This is a genomic window from Streptomyces sp. NPDC055099 (assembly GCF_053607685.1).
In genome coordinates this window covers 146044-170487 of record NZ_JBSGUA010000015.1, presented here as the reverse complement: position 1 = coordinate 170487, position 24444 = coordinate 146044, and the positions used below count along the sequence as shown (strand labels likewise).

29 protein-coding genes and 5 tRNA genes are annotated in these 24444 nt (G+C 69.7%); 9 read left to right on the top strand and 25 right to left on the bottom strand.

Going from position 1 to position 24444, the window contains the following annotated elements; translation table 11 throughout:
- Positions 1–261 precede the first annotated feature (261 nt).
- On the bottom strand, positions 262–465 hold the full coding sequence (locus tag ACWFRU_RS31710; protein WP_135333243.1) for a hypothetical protein: 204 nt from the start codon (positions 463–465) through the stop codon (positions 262–264).
- Between the two features lie 383 nt (positions 466–848).
- The gene (locus tag ACWFRU_RS31705; protein WP_453691521.1) at positions 849–1130 is read right to left on the bottom strand and encodes an acylphosphatase; all 282 of its coding nucleotides are present in this window, start codon (positions 1128–1130) and stop codon (positions 849–851) included.
- Positions 1131–1262: 132 nt separating this feature from the next.
- On the opposite strand from ACWFRU_RS31705, the gene ACWFRU_RS31700 reads away from it, so the two are divergent.
- Both ACWFRU_RS31700 and ACWFRU_RS31695 read left to right on the top strand, forming a co-directional pair.
- Positions 1263–2201 (top strand): CAP domain-containing protein, encoded by a 939-nt coding sequence (locus ACWFRU_RS31700; protein WP_453691625.1) that lies wholly within the window; start codon positions 1263–1265, stop codon positions 2199–2201.
- Positions 2202–2276: 75 nt separating this feature from the next.
- Positions 2277–2660, top strand: coding sequence for a winged helix-turn-helix transcriptional regulator (locus ACWFRU_RS31695; protein WP_453691520.1), 384 nt, complete (start codon positions 2277–2279; stop codon positions 2658–2660).
- Here ACWFRU_RS31695 and mutM read toward each other — a convergent pair.
- The 9 genes from mutM to ACWFRU_RS31650 all read right to left on the bottom strand — a co-directional run bounded on the left by mutM (position 2630) and on the right by ACWFRU_RS31650 (position 11737).
- Positions 2630–3493: a bifunctional DNA-formamidopyrimidine glycosylase/DNA-(apurinic or apyrimidinic site) lyase gene (gene mutM, locus ACWFRU_RS31690; RefSeq protein ID WP_453691519.1), complete on the bottom strand. Its 864-nt coding sequence runs from the start codon at positions 3491–3493 to the stop codon at positions 2630–2632. The genes ACWFRU_RS31695 and mutM overlap by 31 nt on opposite strands.
- A 112-nt stretch (positions 3494–3605) precedes the next feature.
- Positions 3606–4445 carry a ribonuclease III gene (gene rnc / locus ACWFRU_RS31685; protein WP_453691518.1) on the bottom strand — a complete coding sequence of 280 codons (840 nt, stop codon included), beginning with the start codon at positions 4443–4445 and terminating at the stop codon, positions 3606–3608.
- A 7-nt stretch (positions 4446–4452) separates the two neighbouring features.
- A complete protein-coding gene (rpmF, locus tag ACWFRU_RS31680) occupies positions 4453–4626 on the bottom strand; it encodes a 50S ribosomal protein L32 (protein WP_003965982.1) in 174 nt (57 codons plus the stop codon).
- A 2-nt stretch (positions 4627–4628) separates the two neighbouring features.
- Positions 4629–5306 carry a YceD family protein gene (locus ACWFRU_RS31675; protein WP_365824057.1) on the bottom strand — a complete coding sequence of 226 codons (678 nt, stop codon included), beginning with the start codon at positions 5304–5306 and terminating at the stop codon, positions 4629–4631.
- A 133-nt stretch (positions 5307–5439) separates the two neighbouring features.
- Positions 5440–6516 carry a cell division initiation protein gene (locus ACWFRU_RS31670; protein ID WP_453691517.1) on the bottom strand — a complete coding sequence of 359 codons (1077 nt, stop codon included), beginning with the start codon at positions 6514–6516 and terminating at the stop codon, positions 5440–5442.
- 111 nt (positions 6517–6627) lie between these two features.
- Positions 6628–7107 carry a pantetheine-phosphate adenylyltransferase gene (gene coaD, locus ACWFRU_RS31665; RefSeq protein ID WP_453691623.1) on the bottom strand — a complete coding sequence of 160 codons (480 nt, stop codon included), beginning with the start codon at positions 7105–7107 and terminating at the stop codon, positions 6628–6630.
- 26 nt (positions 7108–7133) lie between these two features.
- Positions 7134–7727, bottom strand: a complete 594-nt coding sequence (rsmD, locus tag ACWFRU_RS31660) for a 16S rRNA (guanine(966)-N(2))-methyltransferase RsmD (protein ID WP_453691516.1) — start codon at positions 7725–7727, stop codon at positions 7134–7136.
- Positions 7728–7797: 70 nt separating this feature from the next.
- The gene (gene recG / locus ACWFRU_RS31655; RefSeq protein WP_453691515.1) at positions 7798–9990 is read right to left on the bottom strand and encodes an ATP-dependent DNA helicase RecG; all 2193 of its coding nucleotides are present in this window, start codon (positions 9988–9990) and stop codon (positions 7798–7800) included.
- A gap of 79 nt (positions 9991–10069) precedes the next feature.
- Positions 10070–11737 (bottom strand): DAK2 domain-containing protein, encoded by a 1668-nt coding sequence (locus ACWFRU_RS31650; RefSeq protein WP_453691514.1) that lies wholly within the window; start codon positions 11735–11737, stop codon positions 10070–10072.
- A gap of 218 nt (positions 11738–11955) precedes the next feature.
- Here ACWFRU_RS31650 and rpmB point away from each other — a divergent pair, with 218 nt between their 5' ends.
- Positions 11956–12141 carry a 50S ribosomal protein L28 gene (rpmB, locus tag ACWFRU_RS31645; RefSeq protein ID WP_160507429.1) on the top strand — a complete coding sequence of 62 codons (186 nt, stop codon included), beginning with the start codon at positions 11956–11958 and terminating at the stop codon, positions 12139–12141.
- Positions 12142–12225: 84 nt separating this feature from the next.
- Here rpmB and ACWFRU_RS31640 read toward each other — a convergent pair whose 3' ends face one another.
- Positions 12226–13194: a thiamine-phosphate kinase gene (locus tag ACWFRU_RS31640; protein WP_363212506.1), complete on the bottom strand. Its 969-nt coding sequence runs from the start codon at positions 13192–13194 to the stop codon at positions 12226–12228.
- A 209-nt stretch (positions 13195–13403) separates the two neighbouring features.
- On the opposite strand from ACWFRU_RS31640, the gene ACWFRU_RS31635 reads away from it, so the two are divergent.
- Entirely contained in the window at positions 13404–13637 is a 234-nt protein-coding gene (locus ACWFRU_RS31635; RefSeq protein ID WP_016642988.1) for an Lrp/AsnC family transcriptional regulator, read from the top strand.
- A gap of 26 nt (positions 13638–13663) precedes the next feature.
- Entirely contained in the window at positions 13664–14146 is a 483-nt protein-coding gene (locus ACWFRU_RS31630) for a DUF3515 domain-containing protein (RefSeq protein WP_453691622.1), read from the top strand.
- A 26-nt stretch (positions 14147–14172) separates the two neighbouring features.
- Here the strand turns inward: ACWFRU_RS31630 and ACWFRU_RS31625 are convergent, their stop codons facing one another.
- Genes ACWFRU_RS31625 through ACWFRU_RS31615 form a run of 3 tightly spaced genes read right to left on the bottom strand, consistent with a single transcriptional unit; the run spans position 14173 to position 17145 of the window.
- Entirely contained in the window at positions 14173–15312 is a 1140-nt protein-coding gene (locus tag ACWFRU_RS31625; protein ID WP_453691513.1) for a D-alanine--D-alanine ligase family protein, read from the bottom strand.
- Positions 15313–15346: 34 nt separating this feature from the next.
- Complete coding sequence (locus ACWFRU_RS31620) at positions 15347–16357, bottom strand: NAD(P)H-dependent glycerol-3-phosphate dehydrogenase (protein WP_453691512.1); 1011 nt, start codon at positions 16355–16357, stop codon at positions 15347–15349.
- Positions 16354–17145, bottom strand: coding sequence for a lysophospholipid acyltransferase family protein (locus ACWFRU_RS31615; protein WP_453691511.1), 792 nt, complete (start codon positions 17143–17145; stop codon positions 16354–16356). Before ACWFRU_RS31615 ends, ACWFRU_RS31620 begins: the two co-directional genes overlap by 4 nt.
- Before the next feature lie 159 nt (positions 17146–17304).
- Here ACWFRU_RS31615 and cofC point away from each other — a divergent pair, with 159 nt between their 5' ends.
- Together cofC and ACWFRU_RS31605 are read left to right on the top strand one after the other, a co-directional pair.
- Entirely contained in the window at positions 17305–17940 is a 636-nt protein-coding gene (gene cofC / locus ACWFRU_RS31610; protein ID WP_453691510.1) for a 2-phospho-L-lactate guanylyltransferase, read from the top strand.
- Positions 17941–17953: 13 nt separating this feature from the next.
- A complete protein-coding gene (locus tag ACWFRU_RS31605) occupies positions 17954–18157 on the top strand; it encodes a hypothetical protein (RefSeq protein ID WP_453691509.1) in 204 nt (67 codons plus the stop codon).
- A 106-nt stretch (positions 18158–18263) separates the two neighbouring features.
- Here the strand turns inward: ACWFRU_RS31605 and ACWFRU_RS31600 are convergent, their stop codons facing one another.
- The 4 genes from ACWFRU_RS31600 to leuC form a co-directional block, all read right to left on the bottom strand.
- The gene (locus ACWFRU_RS31600) at positions 18264–18950 is read right to left on the bottom strand and encodes an HU family DNA-binding protein (protein ID WP_453691508.1); all 687 of its coding nucleotides are present in this window, start codon (positions 18948–18950) and stop codon (positions 18264–18266) included.
- A gap of 173 nt (positions 18951–19123) precedes the next feature.
- Positions 19124–19360, bottom strand: a complete 237-nt coding sequence (locus ACWFRU_RS31595; RefSeq protein ID WP_363212500.1) for an SCO5555 family protein — start codon at positions 19358–19360, stop codon at positions 19124–19126.
- A gap of 239 nt (positions 19361–19599) precedes the next feature.
- The gene (gene leuD / locus ACWFRU_RS31590) at positions 19600–20193 is read right to left on the bottom strand and encodes a 3-isopropylmalate dehydratase small subunit (RefSeq protein WP_453691507.1); all 594 of its coding nucleotides are present in this window, start codon (positions 20191–20193) and stop codon (positions 19600–19602) included.
- Positions 20194–20198: 5 nt separating this feature from the next.
- Positions 20199–21623, bottom strand: coding sequence for a 3-isopropylmalate dehydratase large subunit (gene leuC, locus ACWFRU_RS31585; protein ID WP_453691506.1), 1425 nt, complete (start codon positions 21621–21623; stop codon positions 20199–20201).
- Positions 21624–21803: 180 nt separating this feature from the next.
- Between leuC and ndgR the strand changes: the two genes are divergently transcribed.
- Positions 21804–22520 (top strand): IclR family transcriptional regulator NdgR, encoded by a 717-nt coding sequence (ndgR, locus tag ACWFRU_RS31580; protein ID WP_053137572.1) that lies wholly within the window; start codon positions 21804–21806, stop codon positions 22518–22520.
- A gap of 101 nt (positions 22521–22621) precedes the next feature.
- Here the strand turns inward: ndgR and ACWFRU_RS31575 are convergent, their stop codons facing one another.
- Positions 22622–23080, bottom strand: a complete 459-nt coding sequence (locus ACWFRU_RS31575) for a DUF4188 domain-containing protein (RefSeq protein ID WP_453691620.1) — start codon at positions 23078–23080, stop codon at positions 22622–22624.
- A 133-nt stretch (positions 23081–23213) separates the two neighbouring features.
- Here ACWFRU_RS31575 and ACWFRU_RS31570 point away from each other — a divergent pair, with 133 nt between their 5' ends.
- The gene (locus ACWFRU_RS31570; protein WP_453691505.1) at positions 23214–23867 is read left to right on the top strand and encodes a MerR family transcriptional regulator; all 654 of its coding nucleotides are present in this window, start codon (positions 23214–23216) and stop codon (positions 23865–23867) included.
- A 43-nt stretch (positions 23868–23910) separates the two neighbouring features.
- On the opposite strand, the gene ACWFRU_RS31565 is transcribed toward ACWFRU_RS31570, so the two are convergent.
- The 5 genes from ACWFRU_RS31565 to ACWFRU_RS31545 form a co-directional block, all read right to left on the bottom strand.
- Positions 23911–23983: transfer RNA gene (locus tag ACWFRU_RS31565), tRNA-Glu, on the bottom strand.
- Between the two features lie 40 nt (positions 23984–24023).
- Positions 24024–24095: transfer RNA gene (locus ACWFRU_RS31560), tRNA-Gln, on the bottom strand.
- A 28-nt stretch (positions 24096–24123) separates the two neighbouring features.
- A tRNA-Glu gene (locus ACWFRU_RS31555) sits at positions 24124–24196 on the bottom strand.
- 62 nt (positions 24197–24258) lie between these two features.
- Positions 24259–24331, bottom strand: a tRNA-Glu gene (locus ACWFRU_RS31550).
- A 21-nt stretch (positions 24332–24352) separates the two neighbouring features.
- A tRNA-Gln gene (locus ACWFRU_RS31545) sits at positions 24353–24424 on the bottom strand.
- Positions 24425–24444: the final 20 nt, after the last annotated feature.

Genomic DNA, 24444 nt, shown 5'->3' with positions numbered 1-24444 from the left:
TTCCAACGGGGCGCTGCGCGCCACACCTTCCTTTTCACCGTTTCACCCAGGAACATGCAGGGCACATCAGCTGTAACGGAAACGGGCCAGCGGCGACAAGAAAGAAGGGACGCCGAAGCGTCCCTTGCAGATCTGGACAAGCGGCTGACATGGGCAGCCTGACCACATGCGTAAACAGGCATCGCACAGACCGGAGCACGCGTGACGCGAAGAGGCGTTACGCACGGTCGTGTGAGATGAGCGCCTTGCTGAAAGTGGTGGTCAGGTGAGCGCAGGCTCCGCCTGGGGTACGTCGATGCTCTCCAGGAGCGATTCGTGAGAAGCGGCAGCCGCGAGCGCGTCGTTCTCGGCCTGGATCTTCACGAGCTCAGATTCCAGGTCCTGGACGCGTTGCTGGAGCCGTCGCATCTCGGCGAGAAGTCGCGGGTCGGAACCGCCGACGTAACCGAGAAGCGCCTTTGCCATGATGGATGGTCCTCCACAATGAGTGACCGACCGAAGCGGTGTGGGTCGTGAGGGAATCGCACCCGCGGTGCTTGGCACTCGTTGTTCTTGCTGGTCTTGCCGGGCCGTTCTCACATGCCAAACAGCTAAGGTGCGCGGGGCTTCCAGAGTCTCACCAAAAAGTTTGACGGTCAACACGATCACGCCCCGTATTGGCGGGCAACCCGGGGGCCTGCGGCCGTTGAAACGGCGGCGCTGCCTCTGCTGCGGGGCCCTGAGGGCGTGTCGATCATCCTTCACCCGGGAGCCTGCCACGACGGGGCGTTCTTGGCAACCACCAGGTGTTTTCTACCCCGGGCAGTTGCCACGGCCCCAGGGGAACCGGCCCGCCGGACAGCTCTCCGTCAGCGAATCGCGAAGGTGTCGTAGACGCCGCGGGGAGTGTCCCAGATCTCAGTGACACCGTCGACGCGGCCGGGTGTGTCGCCCGTGCGCAGCCAGTCGAGCAGTCCCTGGGCACCCGCACGGGAACCCTCGGCGACGACCTGCACACGGCCGTCCTCCAAATTGAGAGCAAAACCACTCAGGCCCCCGATCTCCAGAGCCTTGGCCCGCGTGAACCAGCGGAAACCCACGCCTTGCACCTGGCCACGCACCCAGGCCGTGACTCTGACTTCTTCGTTCATGGGTGCACGCTAACCGGCCAATTGCTCTCGGAGCACTTCGTCCCCATGCGCCATCGCGTACAGTCCCGACTCGATGAGCCTCACTCGTATGGGTGAGCCACGTTGACCGCTGAGGACGAGGAAGGCCAGGAGATGGGACGCCACCGACGCTCCGGCGCAGGGGCAGCCGCCACCGGCCGCGCCACTGGGGTCTCCGACACATACGCGGGCGGGCACGCCGGCGTCCCGGAGCCCCGCCCCGCCACCGTGTCACATCGCCGCAAGGGCCGTGCCGCACCGGTGCGCACCGGCCTGCTCGGGGTCTCGGCAGCCGTGGCGATGGGTGCCGTGGCGGTCGCCTCCGGCCTGATCCCGGGCGCCGACAACTACTCCCTGGGCGGTGGCGGCGACTCGAACAAGGTGCGTGCCGCCACGACTCCCAGCGAGGTGTCGCCCCAGGGCGGCGACACGGGCACCGCCGAGCGCGAGTCGGCCCCGCCGAGCCGCGGCTCCGAGCGCCCGGACGCCCCGGCCCCCTCCCCCTCGCAGACCTCCGAGAAGCCTTCGGCCGAGCCGTCGAAGAAGCCGTCGTCCAAGGCGCCCGCGCCCCGGACCGACGAGAAGAAGGAAAGGCCGACGCCTCCGAGCCCTTCGCGGGGGCCTGCCGAGAAGACCAAGACCCCGCCGTCCACCGGCTCGAAGTCCCCCTCCGCGGAGAGCGTCGCCGAGGCGGACGTGCTCACCCTGGTCAACCAGGAGCGGGCCAAGGTGGGCTGCTCCCCCGTGAGCGGCGACGCCGCGCTCGCCGCGCTCGCCGGTGACTTCAGCTCGGACATGGCCGAGCGCGACTTCTTCGACCACACCGACCCGGACGGCGCGACCCCGTGGGACCGCGCCGAGAAGGCCGGGATATCGGACCTGGGCGGCGAGAACATCGCCCGGGGCCAGGCCAACGCGCAGTCCGTGATGGACGCCTGGATGAACAGCCCCGGCCACCGCGCCAACATCCTCAACTGCGACTACAAGACCCTGGGCGTCGGCGCGCACTTCGCGCCGGGCGGCCCGTGGTGGACGCAGGACTTCGGCTTCTGAGGCACGCCACCGGTTGCGCTAACTTCTGGTTAGCGCAACCCGTGATTCAGCGCTGCGCGGGAGTATGCTGGCTGCATGGACTCCCAGGACCTGGCGTACGACGTGTTCTCCAAGCAGTGCCCCTCGCGCGGCACCCTGGAGCACGTCACCGGACGCTGGGGCGCGCTCACCCTGGGCGCGCTGCACGAGGGCACGTTCCGTTTCAACGAACTGCGCCGCAGGGTCGACGGCGTGAGCGAGAAGATGCTGTCCCAGACCCTGCACGCGCTGGAGCGCGACGGCCTGGTGCACCGCGAGGCGCAGCCCACGAACCCGCCGCGGGTGGACTATGAGCTGACCCCGCTGGGCCGCGAGATCACCGACCGCCTGATGAACCTCATCCACTTCGTGGAAGGCAGGATGGACGGCGTGCTCGAAGCGCGCGACCGCTACGACAGGCGGACGACCGGCGGCCGCTGACAGCGCGGGCAGAAATAGCTGGAGCGGTTCATCCAGGGGCGGCGGCGCATCGGCGTACCGCAGCGGCGGCACGGCTCGTCCTCACGTCCGTAGGCGTCGAGCGACCGCTCGAAGTACCCGGACTCGCCGTTCACGTTCACGTACAGACTGTCGAAGCTCGTGCCGCCTACAGCCAGCGCCGCGTTCATCACATCCCTTACGTGGCCCAGGAGTTGGGCCGTGCGCGGGCGGGTGAACGTGGCGGTGGGACGCTCGTAGTGCAGCTTCGACCGCCAAAGGGCCTCGTCCGCGTAGATGTTGCCGACACCGCTGATCAACGACTGGTCGAGCAGGGCCCGTTTGATCGTCGTACGCCGGCGGCGCAGCGCATCGTGGAAGGCCGCGTCGTCGAAGAGCTCGTCGAGCGGGTCGCGTGCGATGTGCGCGATGACGTCCGGCAGTCCGTCGGGGGTGTTCGCGTGCAGGGACAGCCCGCCGAAGGTCCGCTGGTCGACGAAGCGCAGCTCGGTGCCGAGCGCGTCGGCGAACCGCACGCGGATCCTCAAGTGCTTCTCGTCGGGCGCCTCTTGGGGCTGGACGAGCAGCTGCCCGCTCATGCCGAGATGGGCGAGGATCGAGGTGCCGCTGTCCTCGACGGGCAGCCACAGATACTTCCCGCGCCGCATCGCCGTACCGACCCGGTGCCCCTTCAGACGGAGCCCGAAGTCGTCACCGCCCGCGACATGCCGCCGCACGGCACGCGGATGCAGCACCTCGACATCGGCGACGGTGCGATGAGCCACCCACCGCTCGAGCCCACGCCGGACGACTTCTACCTCGGGCAGTTCGGGCATGGGGGTCTTGACTCCGGGTGACGGGCGGGCGGGTGGGAAACCCGCCGCGAAGCGGCGAAAAAGGCTGGTGCCGGCCGCCAAAAGGCGACCGGCACCAACAGTAAAGCGCTTGTCAGGCGGACGGAGCTTCGGAGGCCCCGTCAACCTCAGCGGCAGCGGCTTCCACCGCTTTTGTCCGCGCATCCGCGGCAGCGCGAATCTCGCGCCACGCGGACTCCGCGGCCTGCTGCTCCGCTTCCTTCTTGCTGCGGCCGGTGCCGGTGCCGTACGAGACGCCTCCGACGCGGGCGGCAGCAGTAAAGGTCTTCTCATGGTCCGGGCCGCTCTCCGTGACGAGATACTCGGGAACGCCGAGGCTCTCGGTGGCGGTGAGCTCCTGGAGGCTGGTTTTCCAGTCCAGGCCCGCGCCCAGGTTCGAGGACTTCTCGATCAGCGGGTCGAAGAGCCGGTGCACCAGCTCGCCCGCCGCGTCCAGACCCTGGTCCAGATAGACCGCGCCGATCACCGCTTCAAGGGTGTCGGCGAGGATGGATGCCTTGTCCCGGCCACCCGTACCCTCTTCGCCCCGGCCGAGCCGGATGAAGAGGCCGAGTTCGAGGCCACGACTGACCTCCGCCAGCGCACGCGAATTGACCACCGCGGCCCGCAACTTGGCCAGCTGGCCTTCGGGCAGGTCGGGGTGGGTGCGATAGAGCGTGTCCGTGACGACGAGACCGAGCACCGAGTCCCCGAGGAACTCGAGCCGCTCATTCGTCGGCAGACCGCCGTTCTCGTACGCGTACGAACGGTGGGTCAGTGCACGCACCAGAAGGGCGGACTCGAGCTTGTACCCGAGCCGCCCTTCCAAAAGCGTGTGGGACGAGGCCGTGTTCTCCGCCTGCTTCTTGGCGTTTGCAGCCTTTTCAGCGTTGGCGTCTTCCGCCATCTTGTGGCTAGACACGGTGCCTCTCACCAGCCGCTCAGACCTCGAGGACCTGGCGCTTGTTGTACGTGCCGCAGCTCGGGCACGCGATGTGCTGCAGCTTCGGCTCCTGGCAACGCTCGCACGAAACCAGGGTGGGGACCGCAGCCTTCCACTGCGACCGGCGGTGGCGCGTGTTGCTGCGCGACATCTTCCGCTTCGGAACAGCCACGGCTACTTCTCCTGCTTCTCGTCGACGCCGGCTTCGGCGCCGCTCACGTCGTCCTTCTCGCCGTCCTGGATGGTCCCGGCGAGTCCCTGCAATGCCGCCCAACGAATGTCGACGGCGTCATGGTGGTGGTCCGGGTCGTCCGCGAGCCGCGCTCCACACTGGGAACACAGACCCGGACAGTCGTCCCGGCACACCGGCTGCATCGGCAGTGCGAGCACCACCGCATCACGCAGCACAGGCTCGAGGTCGAACAAGCCGTCCTCGAGATAGAGCCTGTCCTCGTCGTCCTCGGCGTCGTCGGCCGGTTCCGCGGTGCGGCCCCGGTCGTCGGCGTCAGGGTACGAGAACATCTCCTGGAAATCCGCTTCCACCTCAAGCTTCAGCGGCTCCAGACACCTTACGCACTCCCCCTCGGCCGACGCACGGGCGGTGCCTGTGACAAGCACCCCTTCCATGACCGACTCAAGGCGGATCTTCAGCTCGACCGGAGCGCCTGCCGGCACTCCGATGACCCCTTCGATGCCGAGGACGGCCGGCGAACCGGGCGCTTCGACGGAACGGGTCAGCCGCTGCAGCGCACCGGGACGCCGACCCAGCTCGTGTGTGTCGAACACGAGTGGGTTGCGGTGGTCAAGGCGAGCACTCAGGGCTTTTCCTGCTTTCGAATCCTGGAAGTTCAAGGGCCGCCCCAAAACGAGCTTCGCTCGTCAGCCGGGCAGCCTGGATCGCGGACGTACGCGCGACCGAAGAACCAGGATACTGGACCTTTCGCTCTCGGCCCAATCCGGTCCCGCGAGGGCCGCGGACCCGGCGTCAGCGGCCCTGTTCGTACTGGCGCAGCTGCTCTGCCGTGATCATGCCGGTGTCGAAGAGGCTGGTCTCGTCGAGCACCCCGGGCGCCTGCTGCTGTTGCTGCTGCTGCGGCTCCGCGTACCCCTGCTGCTGGGTCTGGTCGTACCCCTGCTGCGCGTAGCCGTACGGGTCCTGCTGCTGATAGCCGTACGGGTCCTGCTGGGCGTACTGCTGCTGGTAGCCGTACTGGTCCTGCTGCTGGTACGCGTACGGGTCCGGTTCCTGCTGGGGCGGCGCGTACGGCTGCTGGGCCGGGATCTGCGGGGGCGCCTGGGGAGGCTGCGGGGCCGCCGCGGGGGCGGCGGGGGCCGCGGGAGCCGTCGGGTCGGTGAGGCCCGCGAGGTACTCGGCGTCCGTGGTGTGCGCCTGGGGGCCGAGGCCGCCGTCGGCGAGGCCCGCGAGGTCGTCGGCTGGCGCACGGCCGTGCAGGGTCTGGCGGCCGCGGCCGACCGCCTCCAGGGTCTTGGCGAGGACCGCCTCGAAGGCGCCGAGCTTGGCGTCGACGTACGCGTCGGCGTCGCGGCGCAGGGTCTCGGGGTCGTGGCTGCGCTGCGGGGCGTCCTCGTCCTCGTAGCCCTGCTCGTCGAGGCCGGGTCCGGTGCCGAGGAGCTTCTCGCGGCCGCGGCCGACCGAGCCGAGGGTCTTGGTGAGGACGACCTCGAAGTTGGCCAGCTTGCTGTCCACGTAGTCGTCGGCCTCGGCGCGGACTTCCTCGGCGGCCTGGCGGGCCTCGGCGAGGATGCGTTCGGCCTCGCCCTGGGAGTTGCGGGCGACCTCCGTGTCGGAGATCAGCGAACCGCGCTCGGCGTGCGCGGACTCGATGATCCGCTCCGCCTCCTGGCGAGCCTGCTCGACGAGCTGCTCGCGGCCGCCGATGAGCTCCTGGGCCTGGGCGAGGGAGCCGGGCAGCGCCTGGCGCACCTCTTCGAGCATCGACAGCAGATCGGCGCGGTTGACCACGCACGAGGCCGACATCGGCATGGACCGGGCACTGCCGACCGCGTCGACGATCTCGTCGATCTTCTTCTGCACGTCCACCGTGTGCTCGCCACTCTCTACAGCTGGTTGGAGACGGACGGCACGACTGTAAGGCCAGTCGACGGCCGTCCGACACCGGGTGACGGGCTGTCAGTTCGCCCGGGGGGGCCGTCACTTCTTGCCGATGCGTTCGGCCAGCGCCTCGTGGACCACCGGCGGCAGCAGGTGGGCGACATCGCCGCCCCAGGCCGCGACCTCCTTGACCAGCGAGGAGGACAGGAAGCTGTAGGTGGGGTTGGTGGGCACGAAGAGGGTCTCGACGCCCGAGAGGCCGTTGTTCATCTGGGCCATCTGGAGTTCGTAGTCGAAGTCGCTGACCGCGCGCAGACCCTTGACGATGGCCGGGATGTCGCGCTGCTTGCAGAAGTCGACGAGGAGACCGTGGAAGGACTCGACCTCGACGTTCCCGAAGTCGGCCGTCACCTCGCGGATCAGCTCGATCCGCTCGTCGACGGTGAACAGGCCCTTCTTCGACTGATTGATCATCACCGCGACATGCACCACGTCGTACAGCCTGGAGGCGCGGGCGATGATGTCGAGGTGTCCATTGGTGATGGGGTCGAAGGACCCCGGACAGACGGCGCGGCGCAACTGAACTCCCTCGCTCTCCGGTCCGGTCATGGCGCGATCACTGAGTCGTCGCACGTAGAGGCGGCGCGACCGTACCAAAACGTGCCTTCGCCGTAGCGACGGGACCTCAGTGCTTCGAAGCCGTCGGGCCAGCTGAATTCTCCGCCTCTGGTACTGCGTTCAACGGTGACGAGCGCATCGTCCGTGAGCCAGCCCCCCGCGCGGAGTGTGAGCAGTATCTCGCGAAGATCGTCATCGGTGACGACGTACGGAGGGTCGAGAAAGACCAGGTCGTACGGGGTGGTGGGGGCGCCGCCCTGGATGATCTGGGCCGCTTTGCCCGCCCTGACCTCTGCGCCGGGCAGGCCGATCGACTTCACGTTCTCCCGGACGGTGCGCACCGCGCGGGCGTCAGCCTCGACGAGCAGGGCGTGGCCCGCGCCGCGCGAGAGCGCTTCGAGGCCGATGGCTCCGGACCCGGCGTACAGGTCGAGGACGCGTGCGCCGTCCAGCGTGCCCTGCAGGGCCTGCCAGGTGGAGAACAGGCCCTCGCGTGCGCGGTCGGTCGTGGGCCGTGTGCCGGTTCCCGGCGGGACGGCGAGGCGACGTCCGCCGGCCACACCGGCGATCACGCGGGTCATCTGAGTCCTTGTCGGTGTACGTACGGGTGGTCCGGCCCCAGTCTCTCAGCCCCGGCGCCCGCGCCGCCTGTCAGCCCTTGTCCAGGTACTGCTCGCGCTCGTCGTCCAGGAGGGCGTCCAGGGCGGTGCGCAGCTCGGGCAGGTGCTCCAGATCCGGGTCGGCCGAGACCACCGCGACGGCCTCCTCGCGGGCCTCGGCGATGATCTCCTCGTCCTCGATGACGGCGAGCATGCGCAGACTGGAGCGGACACCGGACTGTGCCTGGCCGAGGACGTCGCCCTCGCGGCGCTGCTCCAGGTCGATCCGGGAGAGCTCGAAGCCGTCGAGCGTGGCGGCCACCGCCCCGAGGCGGCCGCGGGCGGGGCTGGCCTCCGGCATCTCGGTGACCAGGAGGCAGAGGCCGGGGGCCGAGCCACGGCCGACGCGACCGCGCAGCTGGTGCAGCTGCGATACGCCGAAGCGGTCGGCGTCCATGATCACCATGGCGGTGGCGTTCGGGACGTTCACACCGACCTCGATGACCGTCGTCGCGACCAGGACCTGGGTCTCGCCCGCGGCGAAGCGGCGCATCACCGCGTCCTTGTCGTCGGGCTGCATGCGGCCGTGCAGGACCTCGACCTTGAGGCCGCTGAGCGGTCCGCGGGCGAGCTGCTCGGCGACCTCGATGACGGCGAGCGGGGGCCGCTTCTCGGCGGTGGCCTCCTCCTCGGCCTTCTTCTTGGCCTTCTTCGGGTCGTCGTCCTCATCGCCGATCCGGGGGCAGACCACGTACGCCTGGTGGCCGTTCTCGACCTCCTCGCGCACGCGCTCCCACGCGCGCGCCAGGAAGTGGGGCTTGTCCTCGGCGGGCACGACGTGGCTGGCGATCGGTGAACGGCCGGCCGGGAGCTGGTCGAGGACCGAGGTCTCCAGGTCGCCGAAGACCGTCATCGCCACCGTGCGCGGAATGGGCGTGGCCGTCATGACGAGGAGGTGCGGGGGCTGCTTGCCCTTGCCGCGCAGGGCGTCGCGCTGCTCGACCCCGAAGCGGTGCTGTTCGTCGACGACGACCAGGCCCAGGTCGTGGAACTGCACCTTGTCCTCGATCAGCGCGTGCGTGCCGATGACGATCCCGGCCTCGCCGGTGACCAGGTCGAGCAGGGCCTGACGGCGGCCCGCGACGCCCATGGAGCCGGTGAGCAGCGTGACCTTGGTGCCCTGGTCCGCGCCCCCGAGCATGCCGCCCTCGGCGAGCTCGCCCATCATCTCGGTGATCGACCGATGGTGCTGCTGCGCCAGAACCTCGGTCGGCGCGAGCATGGCGGCCTGCCCGCCCGCGTCCACGACGGCGAGCATGGCGCGCAGGGCGACCATCGTCTTGCCGCTGCCCACCTCGCCCTGGAGCAGGCGGTGCATCGGGTGTTCGGTGGCCAGGTCGTCGAAGATCTCCTTGGTGACCTTCTGCTGGCCCTCGGTGAGGGTGAAGGGCAGTTTGGCGTCGAAGGCGTCGAGCAGGCCGCCCTCGCGGGGGCGGCGGGCGGTCGCGGGGAGTTGCGCGTCCGCGAACCTCCGGCGGGCCAGGGCCACTTGGAGGACGAAGGCCTCGTCCCACTTCAGGCGGGCGCGGGCGGATTCGATGTCCGCCTTGGTCTGCGGGCGGTGGATCTTCAGGAGCGCCTCGGGGAGCGGGATCAGCTCCCGTCCGTCGCGCAGGCTCGGCGGCAGCGGGTCGACCGCCTCCTGGGCGCTGGGCAGCACCGCGTCGACCGACTTGGCGATCTTCCAGGACTCCAGCTTCGCCGTGGCCGGATAGATCGGGATGAGGGCGCCCGCCCAGGAGTCGACCGCCTCATCGGCGTCGCCCTTGAGGAGTTCGTACGCCGGATGTGCGAGCTGCATCTTGCGGTTGAAGACCGATGCCTTGCCCGCGAACATCGCGCGCGTGCCCGGCAGCAGGTCCTTGTGCGGCTTGTGGATGCCGCGGCCGAAGAAGACGAGCTGGAGCTGGCCGCTGCCGTCGGTGATCGTCACTTCGAGGCGCTGGCCCCGGCCGCCGTTGAACGTCAGGATGCGCGCCGATGCGACCTGGGCGACCACCGTGACGTGCTCGTCCAGCGGGAGGTCGGCGAGGCGGGTGAGCTCGCCCCGCTCCGCGTACCTCCGCGGGTAGTGGTGCAGCAGGTCGCCGACCGTGTGCAGGTCCAGGTGCTCGGCCATCACCTTCGCGGTGGCGGGACCGACCACTTTCTTCAGGGGTTCTTCGAGCGCGGGCACGAGATCCATTGCACACCACACCACTGACAATTCGGCGTACGTCCCCGAAATCCGCTGGTCAGGAACGTCAGGAACGCCGAGGGCAGGGCTACTCCACGCCGATCAGCAGCAGGGCCGACTGGCGTCCGCCGCGGTAGACCACCGTGTCGACCGCCAGGTGCACCTCGCGCACATGCTTCTCCAGGTCGTCGCCGAGGCTGTCGGGCACGTCGTCGCCGAGCACCAGCGTGACCATCTCGCCGCCCGCCGCCAGCATCCGGTCGAGGACGGACCGTGCGGTGCGCGTGGTGTCGTCGCCGATCAACGCGACGTCGCCGTCGATCAGGCCGAGGACGTCCCCGGCCTGGCAGATGCCCGCCATGGTCCACGACTGCCGTTCGGCGACGGCCAGTTCGGCGTACCGCGTCGCGCCGGCCGCCGAGGTCATCGCGACGACGTCCTCGTCGAAGCGGCGGCCCGGTTCGTGCACGGCCAGCGCCGCGATGCCCTGGACCGCGGACCGCGTCGGGATCAGCGCGACCCGCACCCCTTCGGTGCGGGCCTGCTCGGCAGCGGCCGCCGCGGTGTGGCGCAGCTCGGCGTCGTTCGGCAGGAGCACCACCTCGCGCGCGTGGGCCCGCCTGATCGCTTCGACGAGCTCGCCGCTGGCGGGCGGCTCCCCGGGGCGCGTGGGCACGGTGGTCGCGCCGGCGTCGGCGTAGAGCCCGGCCAGCCCCTCCCCCGGCACGACGGCGACGATCCCGCGCTGTACCCGCTCGCGGGGCGGCTGCGCGGCGCCCGCGGTGTGCGCGTCGCCCACCCCGAAGTGCGTGATGCGGATGCGGTGGGGCCGCCCGGCCTCGACGCCCGCCTCGACGGCGGCACCGGCGTCGTCCACATGGACGTGGACGTTCCACAGGCCGTCGCCGCCGACGACGACGAGCGAGTCCCCGAGCCCGTCGAGGCGCGTCCGCAGCCGGTCCACGGCCGTGTCGTCGGCCTCCAGGAGGTAGATGACCTCGAAGGCGGGGGCCGCACCGTCAGCCGGGGCGTCCTGGCACTCGACGGCGGCGCCGCCCGCGCTCTCGGCCGTCCGCGCGGAGGCGGCTCTCGGCGGCAGCGTCCCGCCCGACAGGGCTCTCACGAGCGCCCCTAGCACCGCCACGAGCCCGCGTCCCCCGGCGTCCACCACTCCCGCACGGCCGAGCACCGCGAGCTGCTCCGGCGTCGCGTCCAGCGCCCGGCACGCACCGTCGTACGCGGCCCGCGCCACCGTCCCGCAGTCGCCCTCGGCGCCCGAGGCCGCGTCGGCAGCGGCGGCGGCCACTGTCAGGACCGTGCCCTCCACGGGGTGGGCCACCGCTTGGTACGCCGCCTCGGCGGCCCGGCGCAGCGCGAGGGCCAGCGCCGGGCCGTCGGCGTGATCAGTGTCACGGTCGCCGCCCAGGACCTGCGCCATTCCCCGCAGGAGCTGCGAGAGGATCGTGCCCGAGTTCCCGCGGGCCCCGATCAGCGCTCCGTGCGCCATCGCCCGCGCGGCCTCGGCCAGCGTGGGGTGGGTCGGGTCCAGGCCGGTGAAGGCGGCGTCGACCGCCTGGGACGCCGATTCCACGGTCAGATAGAGGTTGGTTCCGGTGTCTCCGTCCGCGACCGGGTAGACGTTGATCGCGTCGATCTCCTCGCGGGCCCTTCCCAGGGCGTCCAGAGCGAGGCCGCACCAGGCGCGCACCGCGACGGCGTCGAGGTTCTGCGGCACCTGCTCGCCTCCTAAGGGCATCCGGAATGGACGCAGCGTAGACCGGGAAGGGCGAAAGGCCCGGGGCGGGGCCGGGGCGAGACATGGTAGTTTCGTTCTACCGAAGCAGTCGTTGTATGCTGCTCCGGTTGCCCGATACCCGTCGGGCCAATCCTCCTGGCAACGCCACCCACGATCATTGCACTGATCCCGGCATGCCGGGATTACCCGTAAGTGCATCTGAAGTCTTGGAGTGACCCGTGGCTGCCAACTGCGACGTCTGCGGCAAGGGGCCGAGCTTCGGCAACAACATCTCGCACTCTCACCGCCGTACGTCCCGTCGCTGGAACCCGAACATCCAGCGCGTTCGTGCCGTGGTCAGCGGGACGCCGAAGCGGCTCAACGCCTGCACCTCGTGCATCAAGGCCGGCAAGGTCTCGCGCTGACGTCAGCGCGGCCACCTAGTCGGTTGCTGAAAGAGCCGGTCCCCCTCGGGGGACCGGCTCTTTCGTGTGCCCTCGCTCAGGTGCTCACTCCACGTCCCCGTTGTCCCCGAAGTGGTCCCAGCCCTTGCTGGTCCAGGGGGCGCCGTCGACCGTCACCTGGGGCAGGGCCGAGGGGTTGAGGACCTCGCCGATGACCTTCCAGCGGGCGGGCAGCTTCACGTCCGGCGGGAACGTCGCCACGATGGCGTGGTCCTCGCCGCCGTTGAGCACCCACTGCAGCGGGTCGACGCCGACGGCCTGGCCGATGTCGTTCATCTGGGTGGGCACGTCGACGTCTCCGGAGCGGATGTCGATGCGCACCTTGCTGGAGTCGGCGATGTGGCCGAGGTCGGCGATGAGCCCGTCGCTCACGTCCGTCATCGAGGTGGCGCCGAGTCCGGCGGCCGCGGGGCCCGCGTGGTACGGCGGTTCGGGCCTGCGGTGGGCCTCCACGAAGGCGCGCGGTGAGCGGAAGCCGCGCGAGAGCACCGCGTGCCCGGCCGCGGACCAGCCCAACCAGCCGGTGACGGCGACGACATCGCCGGGCTGAGCGCCCGCGCGCGTGACCGGCTCGTGGTTGCGCAGATCGCCGAGCGCGGTGATCGCGACGGTGATCGTGTCGCCCCGTACGACATCGCCGCCCACGACCGCCGCTCCCGCGACCTGGCATTCGTCCCGCAGGCCGTCCATGAGCTCGGTGGGCCAGCTCGCGGGGAGTTCGGCGGGCACGACCAGGCCGAGCAGGAGCGCGGTGGGTACGGCGCCCATGGCGGCGATGTCCGCGAGGTTCTGCGCGGCGGCCTTGCGGCCCACGTCGTACGCGGTCGACCAGTCGCGGCGGAAGTGCCGCCCCTCCAGGAGGATGTCCGTACTCGCCACGACCCTGCGGTCGGGGGCCGACACGACGGCGGCGTCATCGCCCGGGCCGAGCCGGACGGCCGGGGTGGAGGTGAGCCGGGACGTGAGTTCCCTGATGAGCCCGAACTCCCCCAACTCGCCGACGGTTCCCTTCACCGGGACTCACCATGCCCTTTCACGCTGCTCGGCTTGCGGTCGCGAGCCGTCACTGTCATAGGTACGGTCGATATGACCGTCAACTTCTGTTGCCCGTCCACCGCGATGTGCGCGCCACAGCTCCCCCGGGTCTCCCCGTGGGAAGCGGCGACGCGGTACCGTGGCGTCCCTTCTCCCCACATGATCCTCGTGGCCGCCCTGGAGGTTCCGTGGTACAGGCGTACATCCTGATCCAGACCGAGGTCGGCAAGGCGTCGACCGTCGCCGAGCTGATCGGCAAGATCCCAGGAGTGATCCAGGCCGAGGACGTGACCGGACCCTACGATGTCATCGTGCGCGCCCAGGCGGACACGGTCGACGAACTCGGCCGCATGGTGGTCGCCAAAGTCCAGCAAGTGGACGGCATCACCCGGACCCTGACCTGCCCCGTCGTGCACCTGTAGCCCCCGTCTACCCTTGGCCGGTGAAGATTTCCCGTCGCCGGCGCCGCTGTCTCGTCTCCGCTCCCGCCCTCGCACTGCTGATCGCGTCCGCGGGCTGCTCCTCAGCAGACGAAGCGGTGCAGGCCGCGGTTCCCACCCCGGACGGCAAGGTCACCGAACTGTGCCGGAACCTGGACAAGCGGCTGCCGAAGAAGGTGGACGGTCTGGAGCGGGTTGATCCCGAGCCGAAGTCGGAGCTGACCGCCGGGTGGGGAGACCCGGCGATCATACTGCGCTGCGGTGTCTCCAGACCGCCGAAGATGAACGACCCCGAGGCGGACGGCGTGACGGCTGACGGCGTCAACTGGCTGATGGAGCAGCGGGAAGACGGTTCGTTCCGCTTCACGTCCACGCTGCGCAAGGCGTACGTGGAGATCACGCTGCCCGAGGAGCGCGCGGGGAGCGGCGTGAGCCCGCTGACGGACTTCGCCGCCCCCGTCAAGAAGACGATCCCCAAGGGGATCGCCTAGCGCCTCAGCGCCCGCTACGGAGGGTGCTAGCGCAGCCCCGTCGACCGGTTGAGGGCCGCCTGGACGAGGCGGTCCACCAGCTCGGGGTAGCTGACGCCGCTCGCCTCCCACATCTGCGGGTACATCGAGATGGGCGTGAAGCCCGGCATCGTGTTGATCTCGTTGATGACGAACCCGTCCTCGGTGAGGAAGAAGTCCGCGCGCACCAGGCCCTCGCAGGACGTGGCCTCGAAGGCGTCGACCGCGAGCCGCTGGATCTCGGCGGTCTGCTCGGGCGTCAGCGGGGCGGGCACGATCCCGGGCGTCGAGTCGAGGTACTTCGCCTCGAAGTCGTAGTAGTCGTGCGACTGCACCGGAGGGATCTCGGCGGGCACGCTCGCGCGCGGCCCGTCCTCGAACTCCAGGACCCCGCACTCGATCTCGCGGCCGCGCAGCAGCGACTCGACGAGGATCTTGGGGTCGTGGCGGCGGGCCTCCTCGATCGCCTCGTCGAGGCCCTCGAAGGAGTCGACCTTCGTGATGCCCATCGAAGAGCCCCCGCGCGCGGGCTTGATGAACAGCGGCCAGCCGTGCTCGCCGGCGAACTCCGCGATCTTCTTGCGGGCGGCCTGCTGGTCGCGGTCCCACTCGCGCGGGCGGATCACCAGGTACGGGCCGACGGGGAGACCGAAGGAGGTGAACACCCGCTTCATGTACTCCTTGTCCTGGCCGACGGCCGAGGCGAGCACTCCGGCGCCCACGTAGGGCACTCCGGAGAGCTCCAGGAGTCCCTGGAGGGTGCCGTCCTCTCCGTAGGGACCGTGCAGCATCGGGAAGACGACGTCGACCTCGCCGAGCGCCTTGGGCACGGAGCCGGGCTCGCTGTAGACGACCTCGCGGTTGCCGGGGTCCAGGGGCATCACCACACCGCCGTCGGCCGACTCGGCCAGCGCGTCGACGTTGGGCACCTGCCGGTCGGTGATCGCCATGCGGTCGGGATCGTCGGCGGTCAGGGCCCAGCGGCCGTCCGTCGTGATGCCGATGGGCAGGACGTCGTACTTGGTGCGGTCGATGGCACGCAGTACGGCGCCCGCCGTGACGACCGAGATGCCGTGCTCCGAGCTGCGGCCGCCGAACACGACGGCCACACGCGGCTTGGGGCTCTGGGGGAGGTTCTCGCTGCTCATATCGGCTTGAGGGTACCCGTTGACCCGGGGAGAGTCAGCGGCGCTCGGGCTTGGCGCTGCGCGACATCAGTTCCTTGAGGGCGACCACCGGGGGTGTGCCCTCGTGCACGATGCCCACGACCGTCTCGGTGATGGGCATGTCGACGCCGTGCCTGCGGGCCAGATCGAGCACGGACTCACAGGACTTGACGCCCTCCGCGGTCTGCTTGGTGACCGCGATGGTCTCCTCGAGGGTCATGCCCTTGCCGAGGTTCGTGCCGAAGGTGTGGTTGCGCGAGAGCGGCGACGAGCAGGTGGCCACCAGGTCGCCCAGGCCCGCGAGTCCGGAGAACGTCAGCGGGTCGGCGCCCATCGCCATGCCCAGGCGGGTGGTCTCGGCGAGCCCGCGTGTGATGAGCGAGCCCTTGGTGTTGTCGCCCAGGCCCATGCCGTCCGCGATGCCGACGGCGAGACCGATGACGTTCTTGACGGCGCCGCCGAGTTCGCAGCCGACGACGTCCGTGTTCGTGTACGGGCGGAAGTACGGGGTGTGGCAGGCGGTCTGGAGGCGTCGCGCGATCGATTCGTCGCGGCAGGCGACGACGGCGGCGGCGGGCTGCCTCGCGGCGATCTCGCGGGCGAGGTTGGGGCCCGTGACGACGGCGACGCGGTCGGCGGCGACCTTCGTGACGTCCTCGATGACCTCGCTCATCCGCATGGCGGAGCCCAGTTCGACGCCCTTCATGAGGGAGACGAGCACGGTGTCGGGGGCGAGCAGCGGCGCCCACTCGGCGAGGTTGCCGCGCAGCGTCTGCGAGGGCACCGCGAGCACGGTGAAGTCGGCGCCGGCCGCGGCCTCGGCCGGGTCGGTGGTCGCCCTGAGGTTCTGCGGGAGTTCGACGCCGGGGAGGTAGTCCGGGTTGCTGTGCGAGGAGTTGACGGCGTCGGCGAGCTCGGCGCGGCGGGCCCACAGGGTGACGTCGCACCCGGCGTCGGCGAGCACCATGCCGAAGGCCGTACCCCACGATCCGGTTCCGAAGACGGCGGCCCTCACCGGGTTCGTCACTTGCTGTCCTCCGTGGTGTTCTCGGGGGTGTTCTCGGGGACGCCTGAACCGCTCGGGCCGGTCGCCTTGCGGCGCTGCGCGAGCCGCGCCTTGCGCGGGTCGTAGGGAACCGCGGGGGCCTTCTCCTGCCGGATCTCCTCGAGGAGTTCGGTGACCCCGGCCATGATCTCCTCGGTCACCTCCCGCAGGACCTCGGGCGTGGGTTCCTTGTCGTAGAAGCGCGAGAGGTCGACCGGCTTGCCCGCGAGCACCTGGAGCTTCTTGCGCGGGAAGAGGCTGAGCTTCTTGCTGTACGGGGGAAGCGCGAGGTTGGCGCCCCACTGGGCGACGGGGATCACCGGGCACTTGGTCCGCAGGGCGACCCGCGCGGCACCGGACTTGGCGGTCATCGGCCACATCTCGGGGTCCCTGGTGAGGGTGCCCTCGGGGTAGAACGCCACGCACTCGCCGCGCTCGATCGCGTCGACCGCGGCACGGAAGGCGTCGAGCGCGTTCGTGGTCTCGCGGTAGACCGGGATCTGGCCCGTGCCCTTCATGACCTTGCCGACGAAGCCGTCCTTGAAAAGGCCGTCCTTTGCCAGGAAACGGGGCACTCGTCCGGTGTTGTACTGAAAATGCGCGTACGAGAGCGGGTCGATATACGAGTTGTGATTCACCGCCGTGATGAATCCACCGTCGGCCGGAATGTGCTCCATTCCACGCCAGTCCCGCTTGAACAGAACCACCAGCGGCGGTTTTGCGATGACCGCGGCCAGGCGGTACCAGAAGCCGATTCTGCGGCGGGACACTCGGACACCTTCCTCCATGAACCTGGTCGGCCGCACAAGTGTCGCCCCAGGCTGTCTGTCTGTCGAGAACACCGTACGCCCGCCCCAGGAGCCCGGCCCCGGTAGTGCCCCGCCCAGCAGGTCACAATGGGCCCGACGCGAAGGACGGAGCCGCCACCCGTGCAGTGGACCCTGGTGATACCCCTGAAACCGCTGGAGCGCGCCAAGAGCAGGCTCACCGCCACCACGGGCGACACCTTGCGCCCCGGCCTCGCCCTCGCCTTCGCGCAGGACACCGTGGCCGCCGCGGTGGCCTGCCCCGCGGTCCGGGATGTGGTGGTCGTCACGGACGACGGCCTCGCCGGGCGCGAGCTGGCGGCGCTGGGGGCCAGGATCGTCCGTGACGAGCCCGCGGGGGGCCTCAACGCGGCCCTGGCGCACGGGGCGGCGGACGTGCGCTCCGTGCGGCCCGGAACGGCCGTCGCGGCGCTGAATGCCGATCTCCCCGCACTGCGCCCGCTGGAATTGGCCCGGGTACTCGACGGCGCGGCCCGATTTCCGCGTTCTTTCCTCGCGGATTCCGCCGGAATCGGTACGACGTTGCTCTGTGCCGCCCCCGGCATCGAATTGCGTCCGGCATTCGGCGCGGCGTCCCGTTCCCGGCACTCGGCCTCGGGGGCGGTGGAACTTCCGCTCGACGACGTCGATTCCGTACGCCAGGACGTGGACACCGGGGACGACCTGCGGGCCGCCCTCGCGCTGGGCGTGGGGCCGCGCACGGCGGCGGCTGCCGCGAGGCTGCTGATCGCCGACTGAGTACGCTTCCCCCATGCAGGCGACCGCGTACACGTACGACCCCGAGACCCGCAGCGGCAGCGTGCTGCTCGACGACGGCACTCCGGTGCCCTTCGATCCCCCGGCGTTCGACGCGGGCGGCCTGCGGCTGCTCAGGCCCGGCCAGCGGGTGCGGATCGAGGTCGAGGGAGAGGGCGAGGGGCGCCGCATCACTCTGGTGACGCTCCAGACGTTCTGACGTACTGGCTGTACCGGCGTACCGGCGTTCCGAAAAGCCCCCGCACACGCCGCGGGCCGGGCTCCCAGCGGGGAGCCCGGCCCGGCGCGTGAGTGCCCTTGTGCCCTTACTTCTTGCGGGCGGTCGCCTTCTTGGCGGTGGTCTTGCGCGCCGTCGACTTCTTGGCGGGAGCAGTCTTCTTCGCGGTGGCCTTCTTGGTGGCCGGCGCGGTCTTCTTGGCGGTGGCCTTCTTGGCGGGGGTGGCCTTCTTGGCCGTCGCCTTCTTGGCCGTGGCCGCCTTCTTGGCGGTCGCCGTCGTCTTCTTGGCCGTGGCCTTCTTGGCCGTGGCCGCCTTCTTCGCCGTCGCCGTCGTCTTCTTGGCGGTGGCCTTCTTGGCGGTGGTGGCCTTCTTCGCCGTCGCCTTCTTGGCGGTGGTGGCCTTCTTGGCCGCGGCCTTCTTGACGGTCGCCGAGGCGCCGCCGCCCGAAAGGCTGCCCTTGGGCGCCTTCTTGACCGCGACGTCGTTCTTCGGGAGCTTCTTCGAGCCGCTCACCAGGTCCTTGAAGCCCTGACCGGCGCGGAAGCGCGGAACCGAGGTCTTCTTGACCCGAACGCGCTCCCCGGTCTGCGGGTTGCGGGCGTAACGGGCCGGACGGTCAACCTTCTCGAACGAGCCGAACCCGGTGACCGAAACACGGTCTCCGCTGACCACGGCACGGACGACTGCGTCCAGAACCGCGTCCACGGCGTCGGCGGCCTGCTGGCGGCCACCCACCTTGTCGGCAATCGCTTCTACGAGCTGCGCCTTGTTCACGTCTTCCCCTTCGGAGACCTCGCCCGAGCGTATTCGCCAGGCTTTTTCGCACGTTAGGCAGATATATACCGCAAATCAAACACGAAACGGGCTAATCACCCTTGTGCCGCAACGAACTCGGCTGTCCATGAGTTCCTCGAAGGTTCCTCGAAGGGCCGTTTGAGCCTTGTGGCTCAGGCATCTTCGGGGAATCGGCCCTCTTCAGCTTCGTCGAGGGACGCCATCAATCGCTCCAGACGCCTTGCCGCATCGGCGAGATCGTGTTTGGCCGCGGCCGTAATGACCAGCAGCTTCCGGGTCAGCGCCATCCGTACGCCCTCCGGGACTTGCAGTGCACGCACCCTTGAGTGCGCTTCCTTCAGTTGGTCCGCAACAAGCCCGTAGAGCTCGAGTTGGCTGTCACGTTCCATGCACCGATTGTGCCATCTGGGGCGAGTTGTCGCCTCCGCAGGGGGTAACTACCCACATCCGGCGCCCTTCTGAGGGTACCCGGTCGGACGGAGTACAAGGGGATTTCAAGCCTCTTCTTCCGTCCGGAACAAGGGAGTTGAGACCACCCGTTCAGGTCAGCGCTCCCCCTTCGGGGCCCGGACACAGATGTACCCCCAACCGTCCACGATTGGGGGTACACCAGGGTGTTGCGGGGGTGTCAGACCTGCACGGTCCGCGGCTTGTACGAGCGTCGCCCGGCCTCGTAGGCGGCGATGTCCGGCTCGTTCTGGAGCGTGATGCTGATGTCGTCCAGGCCGTTCAGAAGACGCCACCGGGCGTTCTCGTCGAGCTCGAAGTCGGCGGTGACTCCCTGGGCGCGGACTTGGCGATCCTGCAGGTCAACGGTGATCTCGGCCTGCGGGTCGGCCTCCGTCAGCTCCCAGAGCGCGTCCACGGTCCGCTGGTCGAGCACGACGGTGAGCAGGCCGTTCTTCAGCGAGTTGCCGCGGAAGATGTCGGCGAAGCGCGAGGAGATGACGGTCTTGAAGCCGTAGTTCTGCAGCGCCCAGACGGCGTGCTCGCGCGAGGAGCCCGTACCGAAGTCGGGGCCTGCCACCAGGACCGTGGCGCCCTGGCGTTCGGGCTTGTTCAGGATGAACTCGCCGTCCTTGCGCCAGGCCTCGAAGAGCCCGTCCTCAAATCCGTCCCTGGTGACCTTCTTCAGCCAGTGGGCGGGGATGATCTGGTCGGTGTCGACGTTGCTGCGGCGCAGCGGAACGGCCCGGCCGGTGTGCGTGGTGAATGCTTCCATGGCTCTCAGACTCCGGCGGTGACAGGGGCGTCGGTCAGGTCGGCGGGCGAGGAGAGGTGGCCCGTCACCGCGGTGGCGGCGGCGACCTGCGGCGACACCAGATGGGTGCGGCCGCCCTTGCCCTGCCTGCCCTCGAAGTTGCGGTTGGAGGTCGACGCGGAGCGCTCGCCGGGCGCCAGTTGGTCGGGGTTCATGCCCAGGCACATCGAGCAGCCGGCGTGCCGCCATTCGGCGCCCGCGGCGACGAAGACCTTGTCCAGGCCCTCCTCGATGGCCTGCAGGGCGACCCGGACCGAGCCGGGGACGATCAGCATCCGTACGCCGTCGGCGACTTTGCGCCCCTCGACGATGGAGGCCGCCGCGCGCAGGTCCTCGATGCGGCCGTTGGTGCACGAACCTACGAAGACGGTGTCGACCTTGATGTCGCGCAGCGCCTGCCCGGCGGTCAACCCCATGTATTCCAGGGCCTTTTCGGCGGCGTACCGCTCCGAGGCGTCTTCGTACGAAGCAGGGTCGGGGACCTGTGCCGAGAGCGGCGCGCCCTGGCCCGGGTTGGTGCCCCAGGTGACGAACGGCGCGAGCTTGGTGGCGTCGATGTAGACCTCGGCGTCGAAGACCGCGTCGTCGTCCGTCTTCAGGGTCTTCCAGTACGCGACCGCCGCGTCCCACTCCTCGCCCTTCGGGGCGTGGTCGCGGCCCTCGATGTAGTCGAAGGTGGTGGCGTCGGGGGCGATCATGCCCGCGCGGGCACCGGCCTCGATCGACATGTTGCAGATGGTCATGCGGGCTTCCATCGAGAGTTTCTCGATGGCGGAGCCGCGGTACTCCAGGACGTAGCCCTGGCCGCCGCCGGTGCCGATCTTCGCGATGATGGCGAGGATCAGGTCCTTGGCGGTGACGCCGTCGGGCAGTTCGCCGTCGACGGTGATGGCCATGGTCTTCGGGCGGGCCATCGGCAGCGTCTGCGTGGCCAGGACGTGCTCGACCTGGGAGGTGCCGATGCCGAACGCCAGCGCGCCGAAGGCGCCGTGCGTGGACGTGTGGGAGTCGCCGCAGACCACGGTGGTGCCGGGCTGGGTCAGGCCGAGCTGGGGGCCCACCACGTGGACGACGCCCTGCTCGACGTCGCCCAGCGAGTGCAGCCGTACGCCGAACTCGGCGCAGTTCTTGCGCAGCGTCTCCAACTGCGCCCGCGAGACGGGGTCCGCGATGGGCTTGTCGATGTCGAGGGTCGGGGTGTTGTGATCCTCGGTGGCGATGGTGAGGTCGAGGCGCCGCACCGGGCGGCCTGCCTGGCGGAGGCCGTCGAAGGCCTGCGGGCTCGTCACCTCGTGCAGCAGGTGCAGATCGATGAAGAGGAGGTCGGGCTCGCCTTCGGCGCGCCGGACGACGTGGTCGTCCCAGACCTTCTCCGCGAGTGTCCTACCCATCGCTTTCCCTCCGACCGGCTGTGTTGGGCCGGCCCAACTAGAGAATTGTTCGTCCACGCCCGTACCCCTCGTGCCGCGCGTGGACCGCTTTCCGTTGGTCCGCGGATCGCACGTACAGGGTGACGTGTTCCATCGAAAATTGAACTTGCGTTTCACAGAGTGAGACGCGAGTATCGACGCATGGACAACTCTAGCGGCGTCGGCGTTCTCGACAAGGCGGCTCTCGTCTTGAGCGCCCTGGAGTCCGGTCCGGCCACCCTCGCGGGGCTGGTCGCGGCCACCGGACTCGCACGACCCACGGCTCATCGTCTCGCCGTGGCACTGGAACACCACCGGATGGTGGCGCGCGACATGCAGGGCCGTTTCATTCTCGGCCCGCGGCTCGCGGAACTCGCGGCGGCGGCCGGCGAGGACCGCCTGCTCGCCACGGCGGGCCCGGTCCTCACGCACCTGCGCGACGTGACGGGCGAGAGCGCGCAGCTCTATCGCCGCCAGGGCGACATGCGCATCTGCGTCGCGGCGGCCGAGCGCCTCTCGGGCCTGCGGGACACGGTCCCCGTCGGCTCGACGCTCACGATGAAGGCGGGCTCGTCCGCGCAGATCCTGATGGCCTGGGAGGAGCCGGAGCGCCTGCACCGCGGACTCCAGGGCGCCCGCTTCACGGCCACGGCCCTCTCGGGCGTACGCCGCCGGGGCTGGGCCCAGTCGATCGGCGAGCGGGAGCCGGGCGTCGCGTCCGTCTCCGCCCCCGTGCGCGGTCCGTCGAACCGCGTGGTCGCCGCCGTCTCGGTCTCCGGACCGATCGAGCGCCTGACCCGCCACCCTGGCCGGATGCACGCACAGGCCATCATCGACGCCGCGGGACGCCTGTCCGAGGCCCTGCGCCGCACGGGCTGACCCGCAGCGCTCCCGCCCTAAGCACGCAGAAACGCCCGAGGGGCCGCCTCAACGCCGCGGCTGCCCCCCGGGCGTTTTTCCGTACGTCCTCGGGATGCGCCTCAGGCCGGCTTGAGCCGGTCGGCGGCCCTCTCCCCCCGGCGGCCCACCGGCACCACGCCGATGGCCTTGCCCAGGCCGAACTCCGGCATGTTGATGTAGACCGCCTCATGCGCCCCGGACGGCACGACATACGTCTCGTGCCAGAAGCCGACCTTCCCCTTGCCCTCCCGCATCCGCCGGTTGAAGGCGGCCCAGGCAGGCCGGTGCTCCTTGCCCTGCTCGGACGCATAGGCGAGGAGCTTCTCCGGCGACTCCCAGTACTGGACGACGTACAACACCCGCGGATTGCCGAGCAGCAGCTGGTAGCCGAGCATGCCGCTCCCCGGGTCCCGCGACAGTTCCTTGAGCATCCGGGGCATCGCCCGGAAGACGGGCCACCAGCTGCGCACGGCCCGGAAGTTGTTGATGCGCATCCCGATGTTGAAGACGGTGACCGGCCCCTGCGCGTCGGCGGTCATGCGTCCTTCGATCGGCTTGGTGCTCACGATGGTTCCCCCTTCTGAGAGCGTTGGATAGCTTGACTATCCATGCTTGGATAGTGCCACTCCCCAAGGGGGAGCGCAAGACAGAACCAACAGAAGGGGCGAGCCGATGCGACTGGCGGAGCTCAGCACGCGCAGCGGGGTCTCGACGGCCACGATCAAGTACTACCTGCGCGAGGGGCTGCTCGCGCCGGGCCGCCGCGTGACGGCCACGCAGGCCGAGTACGACGAGAAGCACCTCCAGCGGCTGCGCCTCGTCCGGGCACTCATCCAGGTGGGGCGCGTTCCGATCGCGTCGGCCAGGGAGGTGCTCACCGCCCTGGAGGATGACTCCCTGGACCACAACTCCCGTCTGGGCACGGCGGTCTGGGCGCTCCCCCACGGACCCGAGTCCACCGAGGACGACGCGCAAGCAGAGGAGGCGCGGCGCACCGTCGACGCGCTGCTCGAACAGCTCGACTGGGAGTACGCCCAGGCCTACGGGGCCCAGTCGCCGGCTTACGGAATGCTGGTGACCGCGGTCACCACCCTGGCCAGGCTCGGATACCCGTGCTCCGTCGAGGACTTGGCGCCCTACGCGCGCGCCGGACGTCAACTGGCCGTCGCCGACCTGGACTTGATCGAGCGGTACGAGTCCCCGGACGAGCAGTTGCAGGCGGCCGTCGCGCTCACCGTGCTGTACGAGCCGGTACTGCTCGCGCTGCGCCGGATCGCCCAGGCGGAGGAGTCCAACCACCGCTTCGGGCAAGGGACTTCGGCGTAACGACGAAGGGGCCCTCCCTTACGGGAAGGCCCCTTCGTCTCTGTACCCCCGACCGGATTCGAACCGGCGCTACCGCCTTGAGAGGGCGGCGTGCTAGGCCGCTACACAACGGGGGCTAGCTTTTCCTGCGGTACTGCTCTGTCCTGCTGTACTGCGCTGGGCTACCAGGACTCGAACCTAGAACAACGGAACCAGAAACCGTCGTGTTGCCAATTACACCATAGCCCACTGTGGTCTAGACCAGCTAGACACTGCGTACCCCCGACCGGATTCGAACCGGCGCTACCGCCTTGAGAGGGCGGCGTGCTAGGCCGCTACACAACGGGGGCCCTAGCGATCCTGCATCGGCTGCAGTGGGTGCGACCCGGACTGCTTCCATGGGAAGGATCTGTACCCCCGACCGGATTCGAACCGGCGCTACCGCCTTGAGAGGGCGGCGTGCTAGGCCGCTACACAACGGGGGCGTTGCAGATAAGCTCTGCGAGCTGGCCTACCAGGACTCGAACCTAGACTAACGGAACCAGAAACCGTCGTGCTGCCAATTACACCATAGGCCATCGATACGCAACCCCTCGGG

What these genes read in the sequence shown, in the direction of transcription:
- ACWFRU_RS31710 (WP_135333243.1), bottom strand. Translation starts at nt 465, where the DNA reads ATGGCAAAGGCGCTTCTCGGTTACGTCGGCGGTTCCGACCCGCGACTT.
- ACWFRU_RS31705 (WP_453691521.1), bottom strand. Translation starts at nt 1,130, where the DNA reads ATGAACGAAGAAGTCAGAGTCACGGCCTGGGTGCGTGGCCAGGTGCAA.
- ACWFRU_RS31700 (WP_453691625.1), top strand. Translation starts at nt 1,263, where the DNA reads ATGGGACGCCACCGACGCTCCGGCGCAGGGGCAGCCGCCACCGGCCGC.
- ACWFRU_RS31695 (WP_453691520.1), top strand. Translation starts at nt 2,277, where the DNA reads ATGGACTCCCAGGACCTGGCGTACGACGTGTTCTCCAAGCAGTGCCCC.
- mutM (WP_453691519.1), bottom strand. Translation starts at nt 3,493, where the DNA reads ATGCCCGAACTGCCCGAGGTAGAAGTCGTCCGGCGTGGGCTCGAGCGG.
- rsmD (WP_453691516.1), bottom strand. Translation starts at nt 7,727, where the DNA reads ATGACCCGCGTGATCGCCGGTGTGGCCGGCGGACGTCGCCTCGCCGTC.
- recG (WP_453691515.1), bottom strand. Translation starts at nt 9,990, where the DNA reads ATGGATCTCGTGCCCGCGCTCGAAGAACCCCTGAAGAAAGTGGTCGGT.
- ACWFRU_RS31650 (WP_453691514.1), bottom strand. Translation starts at nt 11,737, where the DNA reads ATGCCCTTAGGAGGCGAGCAGGTGCCGCAGAACCTCGACGCCGTCGCG.
- ACWFRU_RS31625 (WP_453691513.1), bottom strand. Translation starts at nt 15,312, where the DNA reads ATGAGCAGCGAGAACCTCCCCCAGAGCCCCAAGCCGCGTGTGGCCGTC.
- ACWFRU_RS31605 (WP_453691509.1), top strand. Translation starts at nt 17,954, where the DNA reads ATGCAGGCGACCGCGTACACGTACGACCCCGAGACCCGCAGCGGCAGC.
- ACWFRU_RS31595 (WP_363212500.1), bottom strand. Translation starts at nt 19,360, where the DNA reads ATGGAACGTGACAGCCAACTCGAGCTCTACGGGCTTGTTGCGGACCAA.
- leuD (WP_453691507.1), bottom strand. Translation starts at nt 20,193, where the DNA reads ATGGAAGCATTCACCACGCACACCGGCCGGGCCGTTCCGCTGCGCCGC.
- leuC (WP_453691506.1), bottom strand. Translation starts at nt 21,623, where the DNA reads ATGGGTAGGACACTCGCGGAGAAGGTCTGGGACGACCACGTCGTCCGG.
- ndgR (WP_053137572.1), top strand. Translation starts at nt 21,804, where the DNA reads ATGGACAACTCTAGCGGCGTCGGCGTTCTCGACAAGGCGGCTCTCGTC.
- ACWFRU_RS31575 (WP_453691620.1), bottom strand. Translation starts at nt 23,080, where the DNA reads ATGACCGCCGACGCGCAGGGGCCGGTCACCGTCTTCAACATCGGGATG.
- ACWFRU_RS31570 (WP_453691505.1), top strand. Translation starts at nt 23,214, where the DNA reads ATGCGACTGGCGGAGCTCAGCACGCGCAGCGGGGTCTCGACGGCCACG.